Source organism: Lichenibacterium ramalinae (assembly GCF_004137085.1).
In the GTDB taxonomy this organism is placed as follows: domain Bacteria; phylum Pseudomonadota; class Alphaproteobacteria; order Rhizobiales; family Beijerinckiaceae; genus Lichenihabitans; species Lichenihabitans ramalinae.
The window spans coordinates 55,176-70,386 of the sequence record NZ_QYBC01000016.1; the positions used below are offsets into that span (position 1 = coordinate 55,176).

At 68.8% G+C, this 15,211-nt stretch carries 14 protein-coding genes and 1 pseudogene; 6 read left to right on the forward strand and 9 right to left on the reverse strand.

Features of this window, described 5'->3' with window-relative positions; genetic code table 11:
- Positions 1 to 108: 108 nt before the first annotated feature.
- The 6 genes from D3272_RS18360 to motA form a co-directional block, all read right to left on the reverse strand.
- The gene (locus D3272_RS18360; RefSeq protein ID WP_129220671.1) at positions 109 to 666 is read right to left on the reverse strand and encodes a hypothetical protein; all 558 of its coding nucleotides are present in this window, start codon (positions 664 to 666) and stop codon (positions 109 to 111) included.
- A 91-nt stretch (positions 667 to 757) separates the two neighbouring features.
- Complete coding sequence (locus tag D3272_RS18365; RefSeq protein ID WP_129220672.1) at positions 758 to 1,210, reverse strand: hypothetical protein; 453 nt, start codon at positions 1,208 to 1,210, stop codon at positions 758 to 760.
- Positions 1,207 to 1,650 carry a flagellar protein FlgN gene (locus D3272_RS18370; protein WP_129220673.1) on the reverse strand — a complete coding sequence of 148 codons (444 nt, stop codon included), beginning with the start codon at positions 1,648 to 1,650 and terminating at the stop codon, positions 1,207 to 1,209. The genes D3272_RS18365 and D3272_RS18370 overlap by 4 nt, the downstream gene beginning before the upstream one ends.
- Before the next feature lie 137 nt (positions 1,651 to 1,787).
- Positions 1,788 to 2,369 (reverse strand): rod-binding protein, encoded by a 582-nt coding sequence (locus tag D3272_RS18375; RefSeq protein WP_129220674.1) that lies wholly within the window; start codon positions 2,367 to 2,369, stop codon positions 1,788 to 1,790.
- Positions 2,370 to 2,591: 222 nt separating this feature from the next.
- A complete protein-coding gene (locus D3272_RS18380; RefSeq protein ID WP_129220675.1) occupies positions 2,592 to 3,515 on the reverse strand; it encodes a FliM/FliN family flagellar motor switch protein in 924 nt (307 codons plus the stop codon).
- Between the two features lies 1 nt (position 3,516).
- A complete protein-coding gene (motA, locus tag D3272_RS18385; RefSeq protein WP_129220676.1) occupies positions 3,517 to 4,398 on the reverse strand; it encodes a flagellar motor stator protein MotA in 882 nt (293 codons plus the stop codon).
- A gap of 478 nt (positions 4,399 to 4,876) precedes the next feature.
- Here motA and D3272_RS18390 point away from each other — a divergent pair, with 478 nt between their 5' ends.
- From D3272_RS18390 to D3272_RS18410, 5 genes are all read left to right on the forward strand, one after another.
- The gene (locus D3272_RS18390) at positions 4,877 to 5,740 is read left to right on the forward strand and encodes a DUF1217 domain-containing protein (protein WP_245496662.1); all 864 of its coding nucleotides are present in this window, start codon (positions 4,877 to 4,879) and stop codon (positions 5,738 to 5,740) included.
- A 7-nt stretch (positions 5,741 to 5,747) separates the two neighbouring features.
- Entirely contained in the window at positions 5,748 to 6,473 is a 726-nt protein-coding gene (gene flgF, locus D3272_RS18395) for a flagellar basal-body rod protein FlgF (RefSeq protein ID WP_129220677.1), read from the forward strand.
- A 38-nt stretch (positions 6,474 to 6,511) separates the two neighbouring features.
- Positions 6,512 to 7,798: a flagellar protein export ATPase FliI gene (gene fliI, locus D3272_RS18400; protein ID WP_129220767.1), complete on the forward strand. Its 1,287-nt coding sequence runs from the start codon at positions 6,512 to 6,514 to the stop codon at positions 7,796 to 7,798.
- Positions 7,799 to 7,806: 8 nt separating this feature from the next.
- Positions 7,807 to 8,478 (forward strand): hypothetical protein, encoded by a 672-nt coding sequence (locus D3272_RS18405; protein ID WP_129220678.1) that lies wholly within the window; start codon positions 7,807 to 7,809, stop codon positions 8,476 to 8,478.
- A gap of 224 nt (positions 8,479 to 8,702) precedes the next feature.
- On the forward strand, positions 8,703 to 10,529 hold the full coding sequence (locus tag D3272_RS18410; protein WP_129220679.1) for a glycoside hydrolase family 15 protein: 1,827 nt from the start codon (positions 8,703 to 8,705) through the stop codon (positions 10,527 to 10,529).
- A gap of 187 nt (positions 10,530 to 10,716) precedes the next feature.
- Here the strand turns inward: D3272_RS18410 and D3272_RS18415 are convergent, their stop codons facing one another.
- Together D3272_RS18415 and D3272_RS28445 are read right to left on the reverse strand one after the other, a co-directional pair.
- Positions 10,717 to 11,316: a hypothetical protein gene (locus D3272_RS18415; protein ID WP_129220680.1), complete on the reverse strand. Its 600-nt coding sequence runs from the start codon at positions 11,314 to 11,316 to the stop codon at positions 10,717 to 10,719.
- A 179-nt stretch (positions 11,317 to 11,495) separates the two neighbouring features.
- Positions 11,496 to 11,709, reverse strand: a pseudogene (locus D3272_RS28445) (transposase); the annotation flags it as partial.
- A 295-nt stretch (positions 11,710 to 12,004) separates the two neighbouring features.
- On the opposite strand from D3272_RS28445, the gene D3272_RS18425 reads away from it, so the two are divergent.
- A complete protein-coding gene (locus D3272_RS18425; RefSeq protein WP_129220681.1) occupies positions 12,005 to 13,249 on the forward strand; it encodes an acyltransferase in 1,245 nt (414 codons plus the stop codon).
- Positions 13,250 to 13,496: 247 nt separating this feature from the next.
- Here the strand turns inward: D3272_RS18425 and D3272_RS18430 are convergent, their stop codons facing one another.
- Complete coding sequence (locus tag D3272_RS18430) at positions 13,497 to 14,414, reverse strand: glycosyltransferase family 4 protein (RefSeq protein ID WP_165361411.1); 918 nt, start codon at positions 14,412 to 14,414, stop codon at positions 13,497 to 13,499.
- Between the last annotated feature and the right edge of the window lie 797 nt (positions 14,415 to 15,211).

A 15,211-nucleotide genomic window follows, 5' to 3' on the forward strand; every position in this document is an offset into this window, starting at 1 on the left:
CCCCCGTCCATGGCGGGACGCGGCACCGTGCGGCGGGTCCGGCATCCCGGTCTGAAAGGCCCGGGCGGCCCGGTAGCGCGCCGCTGTGGGTCCGGAGGGGCGCCGGCATCACCGGATGAAGTCGCGGGCCTCGTCCATGCTGGCGAAGATGCGCGTGCCGAGCAGCGTGTCGACCTCCACCGACCCGTCGGGCAGGATCGTGTAGTTGCGTCCCGCCGCGGCGGGACGCTCCGGCGCCGGGGCGCGGTCGTGGCCACCGTGGCCGCCGTGGGCGCCGTGGGCGGCATAGGCGGCGTGGACGCGCTCGGATGCATGCGGCACCGCCACGACGGGGTCGTCCGCATCGTCGGGCTCCGGCATGGGCACGGGGCGGGCGCCGAGGGAGCGCTGCAGCACGGCGTCGAAGAACCGGTTCAGCGCCCCGAAGCCCTCCTTCAGCCCGCCGAGCAGAGCGAGGCCGAGGCCGGTCAGCACCAGCAGTTGCGCCAAGGTGGCGATGTCGGACTTCAGCGCCAGCACCGCCACGAGGCTGCCGGGCTGCAGCTGGGCGTTGCTGAGCAGGAGGTCGGCGACCAGCACCAGCCAGCCGACCACGACCATGACGAGGCCGAAGGTGACGAAGCGATGGCGCGGCTGCGCTCGGCCCGGCGTTGGGAAATCCGACATCGATCGTTCAGCTCCGCCCCGTCCTCCGCCGGACGCTTCCCGCCTTTTGCGGCCGGTGGGGCGCCGTTGTAAAGCCGGCGATGGGCGCGCCTCAGCCGCCCTTGTTCGCGTCCTTGTCGATGTAGGAGAAGTTCTCGATCAGGACATCCTTGATGAGCGGCACGCCCAGGCGGTCGTTGGTGGACTTCACCAATGCGGCCGTCAGCTTCTTCAGGTCGTAGCGCTCGACGTGGTCGGGATCGAAGGACGTGTCCGAGTAGAGGGCGCGGAAGGCCTCGTCGAGCAGGAAGACGTCGGGCTGCACCTGCAAGGTCTTGGCCAGGTTGCCGTCCTGGGTATAGACGAACTGGGCCGCCACGTAGCCGCGCAGCGCGCCGCCCGTGACCAGCGGCACGTTGATGACGCGGGTCTTCTGGGTCTGCAGCACCACCGGGACGGTGGCGGCCTTGGCGGGATCCGTCGCACCCGGCAGGTAGAGCGCCACCCCGTAGGCGGCGCCGAGCGCCACCACCACGACCCAGAGCCCGGCGAGCAGCAGCTTCACGACCGGCCCGCCGTCGCCGAATAGGTGCCGTCGGAGTCGGCGTCCTGCAGGGTCTGGGCGATGATCTCGGCTATCTCGCGGACGGCGAAGAGCTGGGTCCCGAGCACGGCCCGGTTGCGCTCGAGCCGCCCGGCGAAGCGCGCCAGCCTGTCGCGGATCTCCGCCCGCGGGCCGGCCGCGGCCGCGGCCTTGAGGGCCCGGCTCATCTCCAGCAGGCCCTGGCGCTTGCGGTTGCCGAGTTCCGTCATGTCGGCGGGCAGGTTGCGGGTGAGCGCCTCGGTCTCGGCCTCGACCACGCCTTCGACGCGGTCCACCACGGCGATGAAGGCCATGACGACGGCCGGCGTCGCGGCTTCGGGCGCCGGCGCGGCGGGGGAGGCGGCGCGGCGCCGCGTGGTGCCGAAGATGCTGCCCAGCGCCTGCCCCTGTCCCTTGGTCATCGATCGGTCCTTCAAAGGGTGTGGTGGCGGGCGTCCCCGGCGGGAACGGCGCGGCACGTCGCTCAGGCGAGGCCGCGCGCCCGAGCTTGGCGGCCCTGGCTGGCTCGGGGCTGACGCGGGTCCGGGGCCGAGGCGGGTCAGCCGTCGGCGCGGCGCGGCGACGGCGCGGCGACGGCCGCCGAAGCGGCGAGGTCCGGCGCGCGAGCGGCCGGAGCGTCGTGGCCCGTCGGGCTTCCGGGGATCGTCGGGCTGCCGGGCACCGCCGGTGCGGCGGCCCCGGCGGTGCCCGGCCCGTGCGCCTTCTCGATCATCCTGGCGATGCCGATGCGGCCGGATTTCGCCAGCTGGTCGGCGAGCTGCTCGGCCATCATGGAGCGGTAGGCGTCGCCCGAGGCGGCACCGCCGTAGAGGGCGTCGTCCTTCGGCAGCATCTCCTGCACGAAGGTCTGCAGCAGGACGGCCTCGAACTTCCTGTAGGGCGACATGGCCTGGACCGAGCCGCCCGCATGGGGCGTGTAGGTGGTGGGCGGCGCCGCGCCCACGCCGCCCGGCGACCAGGACTTGTGGCCGGCACCGGCCAGCAGCGTCGCGAAGTCCACGCTCTCGCCGCCCGACGACGTCGCCATCGTGTTGAGCTTGCTGGTGGCGGCCTGCAGCCGCTGCGGATCGGCCGCCTGGGCGACGTCGAGGATGATGTCGGAGGGAGGGGCGATGGACACGTGACGACACCTCGAACGGCGGACGCGGCGCCGCGGGGACGAGACTGCGCCGGGCGTCTTGCCGGAGGCTTGCCGTCCGGCGGGGCCCTGCCGGGAGACCACGCCGCCGGCGTGACGGGGCCGACGATGTCACGCCGCCGGCGTGACGGGGCCGACGATGTCACGCCGCCGGCGTGAGGGGAACGACGATGTCACGCCGCCGGCGTGAGGGGAACGACGATGTCACGCCGCCGGCGTGACGGGGCCGACGGGTTCGTCGACCCGCACCGTGTAGTGGCCGGCCGATTGGCCGAGGTCGCAGCGGAACAGGGTGCGTCCCTCGCAGACCAGGCGCACGTCCGTCGCGGCGTCGCGCGGCAGTGTCAGGAGCTGTCCCACCTGCAGGGCGGCGAGGGCGCCGAGCGTCATGCGATCGAGCTCCACCATGGCCGACAGGCTCATGGGGGCGCGGGACAGCTGGCTTTCGAGCCGCTCGGACCAGCGGGGGTCGGTGTTGGCGGGCTCGTCGGCGGGCAGCACGGCCAACTGGTCGACGAAGCCGTCCAGCGCCGCGCGGGCGACCAGCAGGTCGATCTCCGCCACCTGTCCGAGCGTCTTCAGCCGCAGCGTCGCCACCACCACGGCGGCGTTGGGCCGGCCCAGGAAGGCGAGGTCCGGCTTGGCCTGCACGCGGTCGAAGGGGAAGGCCGAGGGCAGCACCTCGGCGAAGCCAACCTTCAGGGCCTCGGAGGCCTGCATGGCCACGACTTCGGCGATGCGCCGCTCGACCGCGGTGAGCGGCCCCTCCGACGCGGCGTCGAGTTCGTCGCCGCCGCCGAACAGCGCCTCCACCACCGTGGACACGAAGGTCCGGTCGAAGAGCAGGCCCACCGTGGTGCCCCACCCCGGCGCGTCGAGCACGGCGAAGACGGCGTCGCGGCCTCGGCGATGCGGCAGGCTCGCCACGCGGGTCTCGGCGAGGCCGCCGACCAGGAAGGCGGCCGGCGTCGCCGTCAGGGCGGCGAAGCCTTCGGTCCAGGCCGAGGCGGCGAGCGTCATGGCCTCGCCGAAGAGCGGGATGCGCTCGCCCAGGCCCGGGGTGCCGCGGTCGAACCACCGGCGCGGGGGCGCGGCGGGCGAGGCCAGCGGGGTCGACAGGGCGGTCACGTCAGGCCGCCTTCTTGGCGGGCGCGTCGGCACCGCCGCCCATGGTCTCGTTCTCGACCTCGTCGATCGACGGCCGGTCGTAGGCCGAGATGGTCTTGCGCCCGTGTTCCAGCGCGATGAGCGGCACGGCGCCGTTCATGAAGGCGAGCAGCGACTGCTTGATGATGACGTAGAGCCGGGCGCGCTTGTCGCGCGTCACCTTCACCTTGGTGGCCAGCGGCCCCACGAGGCCGTAGCTGAGGAAGATGCCGGCGAAGGTGCCGACCAGAGCGGCGCCGATGAGCTCGCCCAGCACTTCCGGCGGCTGGTCGAGCGAGCCCATGGCATGCACGATGCCGAGCACCGCCGCCACGATGCCGAGGGCCGGCAGGCCGTCGGCCGTGTTCTGCAGCGCCTGGTAGGGCTTCAGCTTGTCCCGCATGATCGTGTTGATCTCCTCGTCCATGAGGGACTCGATCTCGTGCGAGCGGGCGTTGCCGATCATGATGAGGCGGCAATAGTCGCAGATGAAGGCCGTCATGTCCTTGTCGGCCAGCACCTTCGGATATTTGAGGAAGAAGGCGGATTCGGCGGGGTTGTCGATGTGGCCCTCGACCTCGTTGCGGGCGTTGCCGCGCAGTTCCTTCATCAGCGTGTACATGATGCCGAGCAGGTCGAGGTAGTCGCGGCCCTTCGGGGTCTTGCCCATGATGGCCTGGCCGATGGCCTTGCCGGTGTCCTTGATGGTGGAAAGCGGGTTGGCCACGATGAAGGTGCCGAGCGCCATGCCGCAGATGATGATGAGCTCGTAGGGCTGCCAGATCACCGCGAGATGGCCGCCGGCCGCCACGTAGCCGCCGATCATGCAGCCCAGCGCCACGGTGATGCCGATGAAGAAGCTCAAGGGGTTGCCTCCGGTGGGCAGCGTGCCCGGGCGCGGCGCGCCGGGCCTGGACCGGAAGGGTCCCGGCTGTCCGCCATCAATCCACCAGGGGCGCCTTGCGCGGGGCTGGCCCGGGACGCCCGCCACCGGCGCGCCGGCCGCGCGCCGTCGGTGACGGCCTGCGGACTGCTGGAACGCGCCTCCGAAGCGCCCGCCATGCTGATGGAGCGCTGCCGCCGGCCGAGCGGGACCTCGCCGACGCGGCGGTCCAGGGCCGGGTCGCCCTCGCCGGGCAGCCGGCGACGGAACCGCACGACGAGGTCGTGACCTCCTTCGGCACCGGCTCGGGGGCGCATCCGGCGCTCGAACCGCCGGCACTGAGCGACACCGGCGCGGGGCGGCGCCCGCCACCAGCCTCGGGCAAGTCCACGCCGCGAGGGTGAAACGGAAGGCTGGCTCTCTCCCGACCGGCCGCTCCCATCCGCCGAGGGCCGGGACCGTGATCTCCACCACTGCCGCTTATCTCGCGGTCGCCAACAACCTGTCCCGCCAGCAGGCCGCGACCGCCTCGCAAGGCGACGTGAAGAACGCGACGGACTACTACCTGGCCAACATCGGCAAGGTGCAGACGGTCGGCCAGTTCGTCAACAACTATCAGTTGTTCTCCTATGCCATGAAGGCCTTCGGGCTCAGCGACATGACCTATGCCAAGGGCCTCATGACGAAGGTCCTCAACGGCGGCGTCACGAGCAGTTCGGCCCTGGCCAACACGCTGAGCGACCCGCGCTACAAGGCCTTCGCGACCGCGTTCAACTTCGCCGCCAACGGCACGTCGACCACCACGAGCACGGCCGCCACCACGGGGACGACGGCGAAATACGTCGAGCAGACGCTGGAGGACAACCAGGGCAAGACCAACCAGGGCGTGTCGAACGCGCTCTACTTCAGCCGCCACGCCTCGTCCATCACCTCGGTCTACGGGCTGCTGGCCGATTCCACGATGCTGAGCGTGGTCGAGACCGCCTACGGCATCTCGTCGACCCTCGGCCAGAGCGACATCGACACCCAGGCGGCGGTGCTGACCAGGGTCGTGCCCATCGCCGACCTGCAGGACGAGAGCAAGGTCGCCAAGATCATCTCGCGCTACACGGCGCAGTACGACGTCTCGACATCGGCGAGCGCCACCAACGTGCTGCTGGCCGACACGTCGGACGCCACGACCTCCATCCTCGACGCCGCCAACGGCATCGGCAGCACGGTGGCGGCCGATTCCGTGCTGAACCTCTTCGATACGACCGCGGCCCAGTCCGGCGTCAGCTCCAATCTGCTGCTGAGCCTCGCCAAGCTGCACAAGGGGGGCTGAGCGGGCCATGCAGTCGAACTTCTACGTCGGCCTATCGGGGCAGATGACGGTCGAGCGCCGGCTCACCACCATCGCGCAGAACATCGCCAACATGAACACGGCCGGCTACAAGGCCGAGGGCGTGACCTTCGACACGCTGCTGTCGCAGACCGGCGACACGCCCGTCGCCTTCAGCGCGGAAGGATCGAGCTTCATCGATCGCTCGGGCGGCGAGCGCACCAAGACCGACAACCCCCTCGACGTCGCCGTCCAGGGCTCCGCCTGGTTCGGCGTGAAGACGCCCCAGGGCGTCGTCTACACCCACGACGGCCGCATGAAGATGTCGCCCACCGGGCAGCTCCTCTCGGTCAACGACAACCCCATCCTCGACGCGGGCGGCACCGGCCTCATCCTCGACCCGTCCGCCGGGCCGCCCACGATCGCCGCCGACGGCATGATCACCCAGAACGGCGCCCAGGTCGGCGCCATCGGGCTCTTCGCCATCGACCCCGCCGCCAAGCTGACGCGGGGACCCGATTCCGGCGTCATCCCGGACCGGGCCGCGACGCCGATCCTCGACTTCACCTCGGCGGGCGTCATCCAGGGCTTCGTCGAGAATTCCAACGTCAACCCGGTGCTGGAGATCACCAAGCTCATCAGCGTGCAGCACAGCCTCGACGGCGTGACGCAGGCGAACCAGACCGCCGACACGACGCTGCAGGACGCCATCAAGGCGCTGGGGAGCCCGTCGTGAACCGGCTCGCCCGGCTCGGCGCCGCCGTGCGCGGCACGATGGCGTCGGAGTCGCTCGTGCGCTGCACCGGCACGGTCGCCACCGTGTCGCCGACCGCCTACCGGGTGTCCGGCCTGTCGCCCTTCGTCCGGCTCGGCGACGCCGTCGCCTTCGCGGGCGAGAGCGGCGAGCAGATGGGCGAGGTCGTGCGGGTGGAGCGCACCGGCGTCACCGTCAAGCCCTTCGGCGTGGGCGGCGACGCGCGGCTCGGCCTCAAGGTCCGCCGGGTCGGGGCGCTGCGCTTCTCGCCCGACCCGTGCTGGCGCGGCCGGGTCATCGACGCCCTGTGCCGCCCCGTCGACGGCCTCGGCGCCCTGCCGCCCGGCCGCACGTCCGTCACCGCCGACGCCGACCCGCCCGCCGCGCTGAAACGCGCCCGGGTGAAGGGCGCGCTGAAGACCGGCGTCAAGGCGATCGACATCTTCTGCCCCATCTGCCCGGGGCAGCGCATCGGCATCTTCGCGGGCTCGGGCGTCGGCAAGTCGACGCTGCTCGCCATGCTGGCCGAGGCCAAGGGGTTCGACACCGTGGTGATCGCGCTGGTGGGCGAGCGCGGCCGCGAGGTGCGCGAGTTCATCGAGGAATCGCTCGGCGCCAACCGGGCGCGGGCCGTCACCGTGGTGGCGACCGGCGACGAGAGCCCCATGATGCGGCGCCTCGCCCCCAAGACCGCCATGGCCATCGCGGAATGGTTCCGCGACCGCGGCGACGCCGTGCTGCTCATCGTCGACAGCGCGACCCGCTACGCCCATGCGGCGCGCGACGTGGCGCTGGCGGCGGGGGAGCCGGCGGTGGCGCGCGGCTACGCGCCCTCGGTCTTCTCCGACCTGCCGAAGCTGCTCGAGCGCGCCGGGCCCGGGCTCGAGGGCTCGGGGTCCATCACCGGCATCTTCTCGGTGCTGGTCGACGGCGACGACCACAACGACCCCGTGGCGGACACGATCCGCGGCACGCTCGACGGCCACATCGTGCTCGACCGCCGCATCGCCGCGCAGGGCCGCTACCCCGCCATCGACCTCGGCGTGTCGCTGTCGCGCCTCGCCCACCAGGTGTGGACGCCCGAACAGCGCGTGCTGGTGGGCAAGCTGCGCGAACTCATCGGCCGCTTCGAGGAAACGCGCGACCTGCGCGCCATGGGGGCCTACCGGCCCGGCAGCGACCCCGACCTCGACCAGGCGGTGCTGATGGTGCCCCGCATCTACGACGCGCTGGTCCAATCCCCCGGCGTCAAGCCCAGCGAGGACGCCTTCCGCGACCTCGCCACCGCCCTGCAGAAGCCGAAGTGAGGACCTCCATGCCGCTGCGTCCCGCACAGCCGCGCACAGCCGCCCACCTGCGCCTCGTGACGCCCGCCCCGGCCGCCATCTCGTCCCTGCGCCCGAGGGCCCCGTCCCGCCCCGCCCTCCCGGGCCCGCGGGGGGTCGGCGACTGGGCCTGGCACGGGCTCGGCGTCGGCGTCGCCACCGCCTCGGCGGGCTTCGCCGCCTATGCGCTGGTCTTCTCGACGGGGGAGGTCGTGCCGTCCGGCAACTTCAACATCTTCGCCCGCTACGACCGCATCTACCAGGGCCCCGCGGCGCGGCGGGGCGGGGCGCCCGACACCGCGACGGCGGCGGCGCCCGAGGCGGCTTCGCCCGACGCCACGCGCCGCGACCTCGCCAAATCCGACGCCGTGGACTTCACCCCGACGGGCTCGCTCGCCGGCAGCCCCGACCAGGCGCCCGGCGACGGCCGGCCCGAGACGCCGGGCGGCGGGCGGGGCGGCGCCGAAGGCCGCCTGCTGCCGAACTTCAAGCTGCGCGACGTCTTCGACGGCAAGGCGCTGGTCGAGTCCCGCTCCAGCCTTTCGGTGGTCAAGCCGGGCTCGGTGCTGGAGGGCGCCGGCGAGGTCCTGTCCATCGAGAAGCGCGGCGAGCACTGGGTGGTGTTGACCCAGAACGGCCTCATCGCGGCCCAGCGCCGCTGACCCCCACGCGGCGCAGTCGGCGTCGCCTCGGCGGTCCCGCGCCGATGGCCGTGCCGGCGTTTCGGGGCCGGCGGGCATTTTGCCGGCGCGGCCGCGCTGCCCAGTGACGCGGGGCCGGAACCTGGGCGGGCGTCGGCGTTTGACACCGTGTCGCGCCGGCCGGCGGGGCGGCGTGCCACCGGAGCGTCGCCGTCCGGCGGCGCCTTGGAGGAGACGACCGCCCGATGACCGCCCCCCTCGACCCGGCCGCCCTGCGCCGCATCTTCCCGCTCCAGGACTATGCGGCCCTGGGCGAAGGCCGCTCCGTGGCCCTGGTGGGGCCCGACGGGGCGGTGGCCTGGTGGTGCGTGCCCAACATCGACTCGCCCCCGCTCTTCGACATCCTGCTCGACCCCGTCGACGGCGGCTCGTTCGCCGTGCAGCCGACCGAGCCCTTCCGGGCGGAACGGCACTATCGGGAGGACAGCAACGTGCTCGAAACGCTGTTCACCACGGCGTCGGGACAGGTGCGCCTCACGGAATCGATGAACAGCACGCTGGCCGGGCGCCTGCCCTGGTGCGAGTTCGCCCGGCGCATCGAGGCCCTGTCCGGCACCGTGACGGTGCGGGCCCGGCTCATCTTCGGCACGCGCGGCGACACGGCCTCGCCCTGGCTCCAGGACAACCCCAACGGCTGCATCTTCCATGTCGGGCCGGTGCTGGGGCTGCTGCGCACCTCGCCCAACATGCGCATCGTGGAGCGGGGCGACCGGAGCATCGTGGCGGAGGCGACGCTGGCGCCGGGCGAGCGGGCGCTGGTCGCCGTGGTGGCGGGCGAGAACGAGCCGCTCGGCGTGCCCGCCATCCCCGACATCGACCGCCGCATCGACCTCAGCGACGAGGCCTGGCGCTCCTTCGCCCAGGGCCTGCATTACGACGGCCCCCACCGGGCGGCCGTGCGGCGCAGCGCGCTGGCGCTGAAGCTGCTGCTCTTCTCGCCGACCGGGGCCGTCGCGGCCGCCGCCACGACGTCGCTGCCCGAGCGGATCGGCGGCGACAAGAACTACGACTACCGCTACGCCTGGATCCGGGACGCCGCCTACACGCTGGCGGCCTTCATCCGGCTCGGCGTCATCCCGGAAAGCAAGGCGGCCTTCACCTGGCTGGTGCACCGGCTCGGCGAGACCGGCGCCAAGGTCTGCTACCGGCTCGACGGCGCGCCCGTGCCGCCGATCACCGCCCTCGACCTGCCCGGCTACCGCGGCTCCCAGCCCGTCGTCACCGGCAACATCGCGGCCGAACAGCACCAGCACGGCATCTACGGCGACATCTTCGAGGCGGCGTGGCTCTTCGTCGAGGCCGGCAACATCCTCGACGGGCAGAGCGCCCTCATCCTGTCGCGCCTCGCCGACGAATGCGCCGACCGCTGGCGCCAGAAGGACGCCGGCATGTGGGAGCTGGAGGAGCGCCAGCACTACACCATGTCCAAGGTCAGCTGCTGGCAGGCGCTGGCCCGCGCCGTGGAACTCGCCGAAGCCGGCCACATCCCGGCCACCTGCGTGCCGCGCTGGTCGCGCGAGCGCGAGCGCATCGCCGCCTGGGTGGCGGAGCATTGCTGGTCGGAAGCCAAGCGCGCCTACACGTTCCACGCCGGCACGGACCGGCTCGACGCCGCGATGGCGCTGGCCGTCCGCTTCGGGTTCGACGGGCGGGAGCGCCTGTCCTCGACGCTCGACGCCATCCGCAAGGAGCTCGGCTGCGGCCCCCACCGCTGGAGCCGCGGACCCTGGCTGCATCGCTATTCGGGGGCCGAACGCGAGGAAGGCGCCTTCCTGGCCTGCACCTTCTGGCTCGTCGAGGCCTATGCGGAGCTCGGCCGCCAGGGCGACGCCGAGGCCCTGATGGACGAGGCGCTCGCCGCCCTGCCGCCGGGCGTGGGCGTGCTCGGCGAGATGGTGGACCCGAGGACCGGCGCCTTCCTCGGCAACCTGCCCCAGGGCCTCAGCCACCTGTCGCTCATCCACGCCGCCATCTCGCTCGCCGGCCGCGTGCGGCGGGCCGCCGACGCTTGAGGCCGAGGCCGCGGCGCTTCGACGACGCGCCTTGCACCCCGAGCGGGAGCCGCCGACAGCCGCGTGCTCAAGCGCGAGGGAAGGCTCGCGGCTGGCAAGGATGAATGGGGGAACATGCTGTGGCGGCCGACTGGGCGGTGAGGGTCGGGAACGTGCGGGTCTGGGTGATGCGGACGGCCTGACCTGCCTACGGTGCGGTGTACACCGCGGCGAAATTGCTGAGATGAAGCGTCCAAGCGCTCGTCTCCGCGCACATCCATCCGATGGCTTCGATCGTCTCATCGTGGAGTTGTGCGAGGGGCCGATGAAAAATCGGTTCGTGATGTGCGATCCGATTGCGAAAACGCCGAAGCGCATTGAAGCGACCATGGACGATCGATCGCTTTTTCGATCCTGCCGCTCGGAATGCACGATGCAGCGATAATCTCCAGAGGGTCGCGTCATAACGCGGTCCAAGCAGGCCAACCCAAAATCCAAAATTCAGCTCGGCGATGATCCGACCGCCTGTCACGGGGTGACGCCCGAGGGAGTCGATCACTTTGGCAATGCTATCCACAGCGTCGCGTTCAAAGGGCGGCGTACCGTTATGAAGCCAGTCGAGACCAAAAGTCTCTGCCATCTCGGTACTTAGCCGATTTCTCAGACAGACCTCCATGGATTGGAGCGGGCTGTAGAATGATTCGGAAAGGCGGCGATTTCGCTCGTAAAGAGCAATCGCCAGACTCAAATCTCCAGCGTTTTCAGCTAGGTATTTTTCCAGTCGCTCGTGGGAAATGGTCTCAGCCAAGGCGAGATCGATGGGCGGGGTCCGCAAGATAATTCACTTGCTCTTATGGCCCGTGGGCCTATCTGTGTCCGCGTACACCCCGGGTCGGCCTCTGCCGCCAGGCATGCTCCCGGGGTCAGTCACAGAAGACCCCGTAGGCCAAAAAGGCAACCCCACATAGCGGGTTGCCTTTTTGGTTTTCAGAACGCCGCCCTCTGCCGATGTGCCTTCCACACCCGCAGCACTGGGTGGCGGAGCGCCGCCTCCGTCATCCTCAGGCACTGCTCGCCGTCGGATCCGGCGGTGAACCTCGCGCCAAGCCATTTCCTGGCTGTAGGCTTCGAGGTAGGGGCCGGCGGTGTGGTGCTGAATGCCGATCTCGGCCCGGCGGATGCGCGAGAAGAACGACTCGGAAACGCATCGCGGATGGCGACCCGCAGGACCGGTTCGGTTCGGGCCGCTGCCTTGCGTAGCAGCGCATTCAGCTTAGGGCAGGCGCTTACGACTCTTTTGAAGTCGACACCATAGGACAGGAAATAGAGTCGGTGAATTCCGGCCGTATCGATCGCCCGGCGGACGCCGGCCACCTTGTCGGCCGCAGGATTGTCCGTCACGACCGTGTCGCCGGGCTTCAACGCGGGGACGAGCACGTCGGCGCCACAGCTGCGAAACCGCATGCCGATCGTAGCTCTGTCCATCAGATCCAACGTTGCAGACCGCCAGATCCGAGTTCTTCCACAAGGGAAGTTATCTATTAACGACCGACATACGAATTGCCGTAAAAAATGTTTTGTCGCTCGAGCAGAAATGCATTGATATGGAGCGTCCGGCGTTCCCGCCTTGCATGATGATCAACTCGGCCAAGTTTCGAGGTCTTTGCCCGTCTATGTCCAATATGCGCCTCGGTTCCCTCACCGACCCAGGTCGGCCCCATCAGGACGAGGTTGGCTCGCGGCTGTCCTCCATCGATCTGTTCAAGTTCCTGGCCTTCTGTGGTGTCGTCTCGATCCACACGGTCTCAGCTGTCCATTTCACGCACGGGGGAGATCCGTTCGAAGCGGGTTTGCGTGATCCTGTCGGTTCCGTTGTCGACCAGCTGTCCCGATTTGCCGTTCCGTTCTTCTTCCTGTCGAGTGGATATCTGTGGTTCGGGCGCGCGCTGCGCTACGATATGGTCAGATTCATCAAATCCATCTCGTGGTTGTTGGTCGTCTATGTATTTTGGGTGGCGGTCTATGCGCTCAATTTCATGATCGATGGGCAACCGCTCACACCATCGCTGGCACTGAAAATCCTGGTCAACGGGGGGTATGGCGTTCAGCTTTGGTTCCTACCGTGTCTCTGCTCGGCCTTGTTATTGATGCGCGTCGTCGCTCGGACGCACCGATGGGCTCTGCCGCTGACGATCGGCTTTGCCTTGTATGTCATCGGCCTTATCTACGGACCCTACAGCCCGCTGGTCTTCGGAACGCCCTCCAGTGAACTGACCAGGCGCATATGCCGGACCCTGCCGATCTCCGCATTCCTGTTCGTCATGATCGGGGCCTGGCTGAAGAGTTCGGGCCGGACCTTCTCGCCGCGGACCGCGATCGTCCTGATCGCCGTCGGGGCCGGACTGACCTTGGCCGAGGGAAGCGTCCTGCAGGAGGTCTTCCGCGTCCCCATGGTCAGCAACGACGCCTTGTTGTCCTCCATACCTTTCGGTGTCGGGGTCTTTCTGCTCTCGCTTCACGTCAGGCTCGGCACGAGGTGGGCCGATTGGGGGAGAGCGCTCGGAAGCATGGGGCTCGGCCTCTATCTCCTGCACATGGAGTTCGTCTATCTCATTCGCGCGTATTTCTGGCCAGCATCCCTCGTCGAGCGACTGGCATTCCTGCTCGCCGTCATCGTCGCGACGACGGCGACCCTCCTGATCGTCGACAATGCCCGGGGCGCGACGAGACTCCTGCGTTGAAGCGGTCGGTCGTCACAGAGCGGCGACATCGCCGGCAGGCACGAGCTGTTTCGACGTCGGGCGACTGTCTCGGCCACCTTCTGGCGGCCGCGCCCTCCAAGGTCCACACGGTGCTGACCGACGATGGCATCCAGAGCGCTTTCGCCTCCGGCGGATTCGCTCCAGCTCTCGGATCGACAACAGTTTCATCGGCTCGGAGTCGTCAAGGCGGCTCGGAGAAGGCCGATGCTGCTCTAGTGACGTAACGTCAATCCAGGCACGCCAGGAAGGCCGAGCCGGCCCTGTCCCAGGTGAACTGCCGGATGCTGCGCTCGGCCGCCGTCGCCAACCTGCACCGCAATTGATCGTCCTGCGTCAGCGCCCGCAGGCTCGAAACCATCCCGCCGACGTCGTCGACCGGGTTCAGCAGCGCGTTCTCGCCGTCGATCGCAAATTCACGAAAACCGCCGATATCCGTGCCGACGAATGTGCAACCGCAGGCCATGGCCTCCGCGGGAGGGAGACCCCACCCTTCCTGGCGACTGGCCCCTAGATAGACCGAATTGCCATTGTAGATGTCCTCCACGAGCACCTTCTGCTCGGGATTTTGATAGTATTCAATCCAGTCCGGGATTTCGCTCCCCTTCGGCATGGTCCCAAACATCTTGATCGGGACCTCGGGGTGGATCTCGTGATAATTCTTCAGAACCTCGATGGCGACAGGAACGCCCTTGAACGGCTCGTGATGATTTAAGGTCACGATCGTCATCTTTCGACCTTCAACCGGCTTTGTGAGCTTGAAAGCCGAGAAGTCGAGACCATTCGGGATATGCGTCATATCGGTCGCACCGATCTCATGGCCGACATCGATCAGCCACTGCGCAATGACGATCTTCTTGAGCGGCAACAGCCAGGAGGCGTCCACGTCCTCCTTCTTGCCAGCCCAGATCTCGTAATGTTGGATGAGGTAGAAGGGGCGACCCTTCGAGGCCGGAAGTTCCGACACAGGTTTCGCCGTCGACCAACCCGTCGCAATCGTAGCGTCCGCGTCCGGAACGCTCCCGGCGTCCGGGTAGGCCACCAGCTTCTGCCTCACGTTCTCGTGGAAGTCGAACCACGGCATCAAGGGGCCTGCCGTCAAACGTTTCCTAGTCGGCCAGAGCGCGTCCTTGACGATCCCCGACAAGCTGGGATCCTCTACACATCGGCGAGGATAGATGATCGTGACCCTGTGCCCTTGAGACGCGAAGTAATTTGCGTACTGGAACACAACCCGAAAACCGCCGACTGGCACTCGCATCAGAAGCGGGAGGACGAAGTTAATGCGCATCGGTGAACCTTCGCTATCAGGACGACGACGGACGCGTTGTAACGAGTGTCAACGTGATTTTTGAATGGTCATCGGGCGCCATGGGAGGTTTTGCACGTCGTGCACAGGCGCACTCAAAAGACAGGTATTGCGGGTCTTCCGAGTCTATAAATCACATCTGAGGTTGGTGGACCGATCGGTCCACACAGATGTGCAGTCGCTTCGGACCGCTGTCCAATGTCGACGACCGAAGAAGACGCCACGGGCGACGATCGATCCAAATGCTCCAGGGTCGTATACAAAGACGTCATCGACATCGTGATGCTTATCGTCGTCGTATGGCATTGCCGGGCCAACCCTGTCTTCGGAGGGCTCCACAGCGCCGGCGCCTCGGGAGATACTCTCAGCACCCACGATTGCATGGTGTCGGGCTGTTGGGGACCTCGGGAGGACGGGGACACGCGATCGGAGGCAGCGGTCGTCGAACACCCCTTCGGCTTTGAAGCCTCGCCCATGCAGGTTTGCTGCCCCGGGCTTGTGGAGATCGCCGGGCCTGTCGGCTGCAACCGCTTCAGTCGGAATCGTCCGTGGGACCGCGCCAACCGACAGCGACGTCTCGATACCTTACGCGGGAAGTGAACCAAGTCAGCTGCGACGATGCTCTGTGATCGGAC

Excerpts from the sequence above, each read along its gene's own strand:
- D3272_RS18360 (WP_129220671.1), bottom strand. The coding sequence starts at position 666 with ATGTCGGATTTCCCAACGCCGGGCCGAGCGCAGCCGCGCCATCGCTTC.
- D3272_RS18370 (WP_129220673.1), bottom strand. The coding sequence starts at position 1,650 with ATGACCAAGGGACAGGGGCAGGCGCTGGGCAGCATCTTCGGCACCACG.
- flgF (WP_129220677.1), top strand. The coding sequence starts at position 5,748 with ATGCAGTCGAACTTCTACGTCGGCCTATCGGGGCAGATGACGGTCGAG.
- fliI (WP_129220767.1), top strand. The coding sequence starts at position 6,512 with ATGGCGTCGGAGTCGCTCGTGCGCTGCACCGGCACGGTCGCCACCGTG.
- D3272_RS18405 (WP_129220678.1), top strand. The coding sequence starts at position 7,807 with ATGCCGCTGCGTCCCGCACAGCCGCGCACAGCCGCCCACCTGCGCCTC.
- D3272_RS18410 (WP_129220679.1), top strand. The coding sequence starts at position 8,703 with ATGACCGCCCCCCTCGACCCGGCCGCCCTGCGCCGCATCTTCCCGCTC.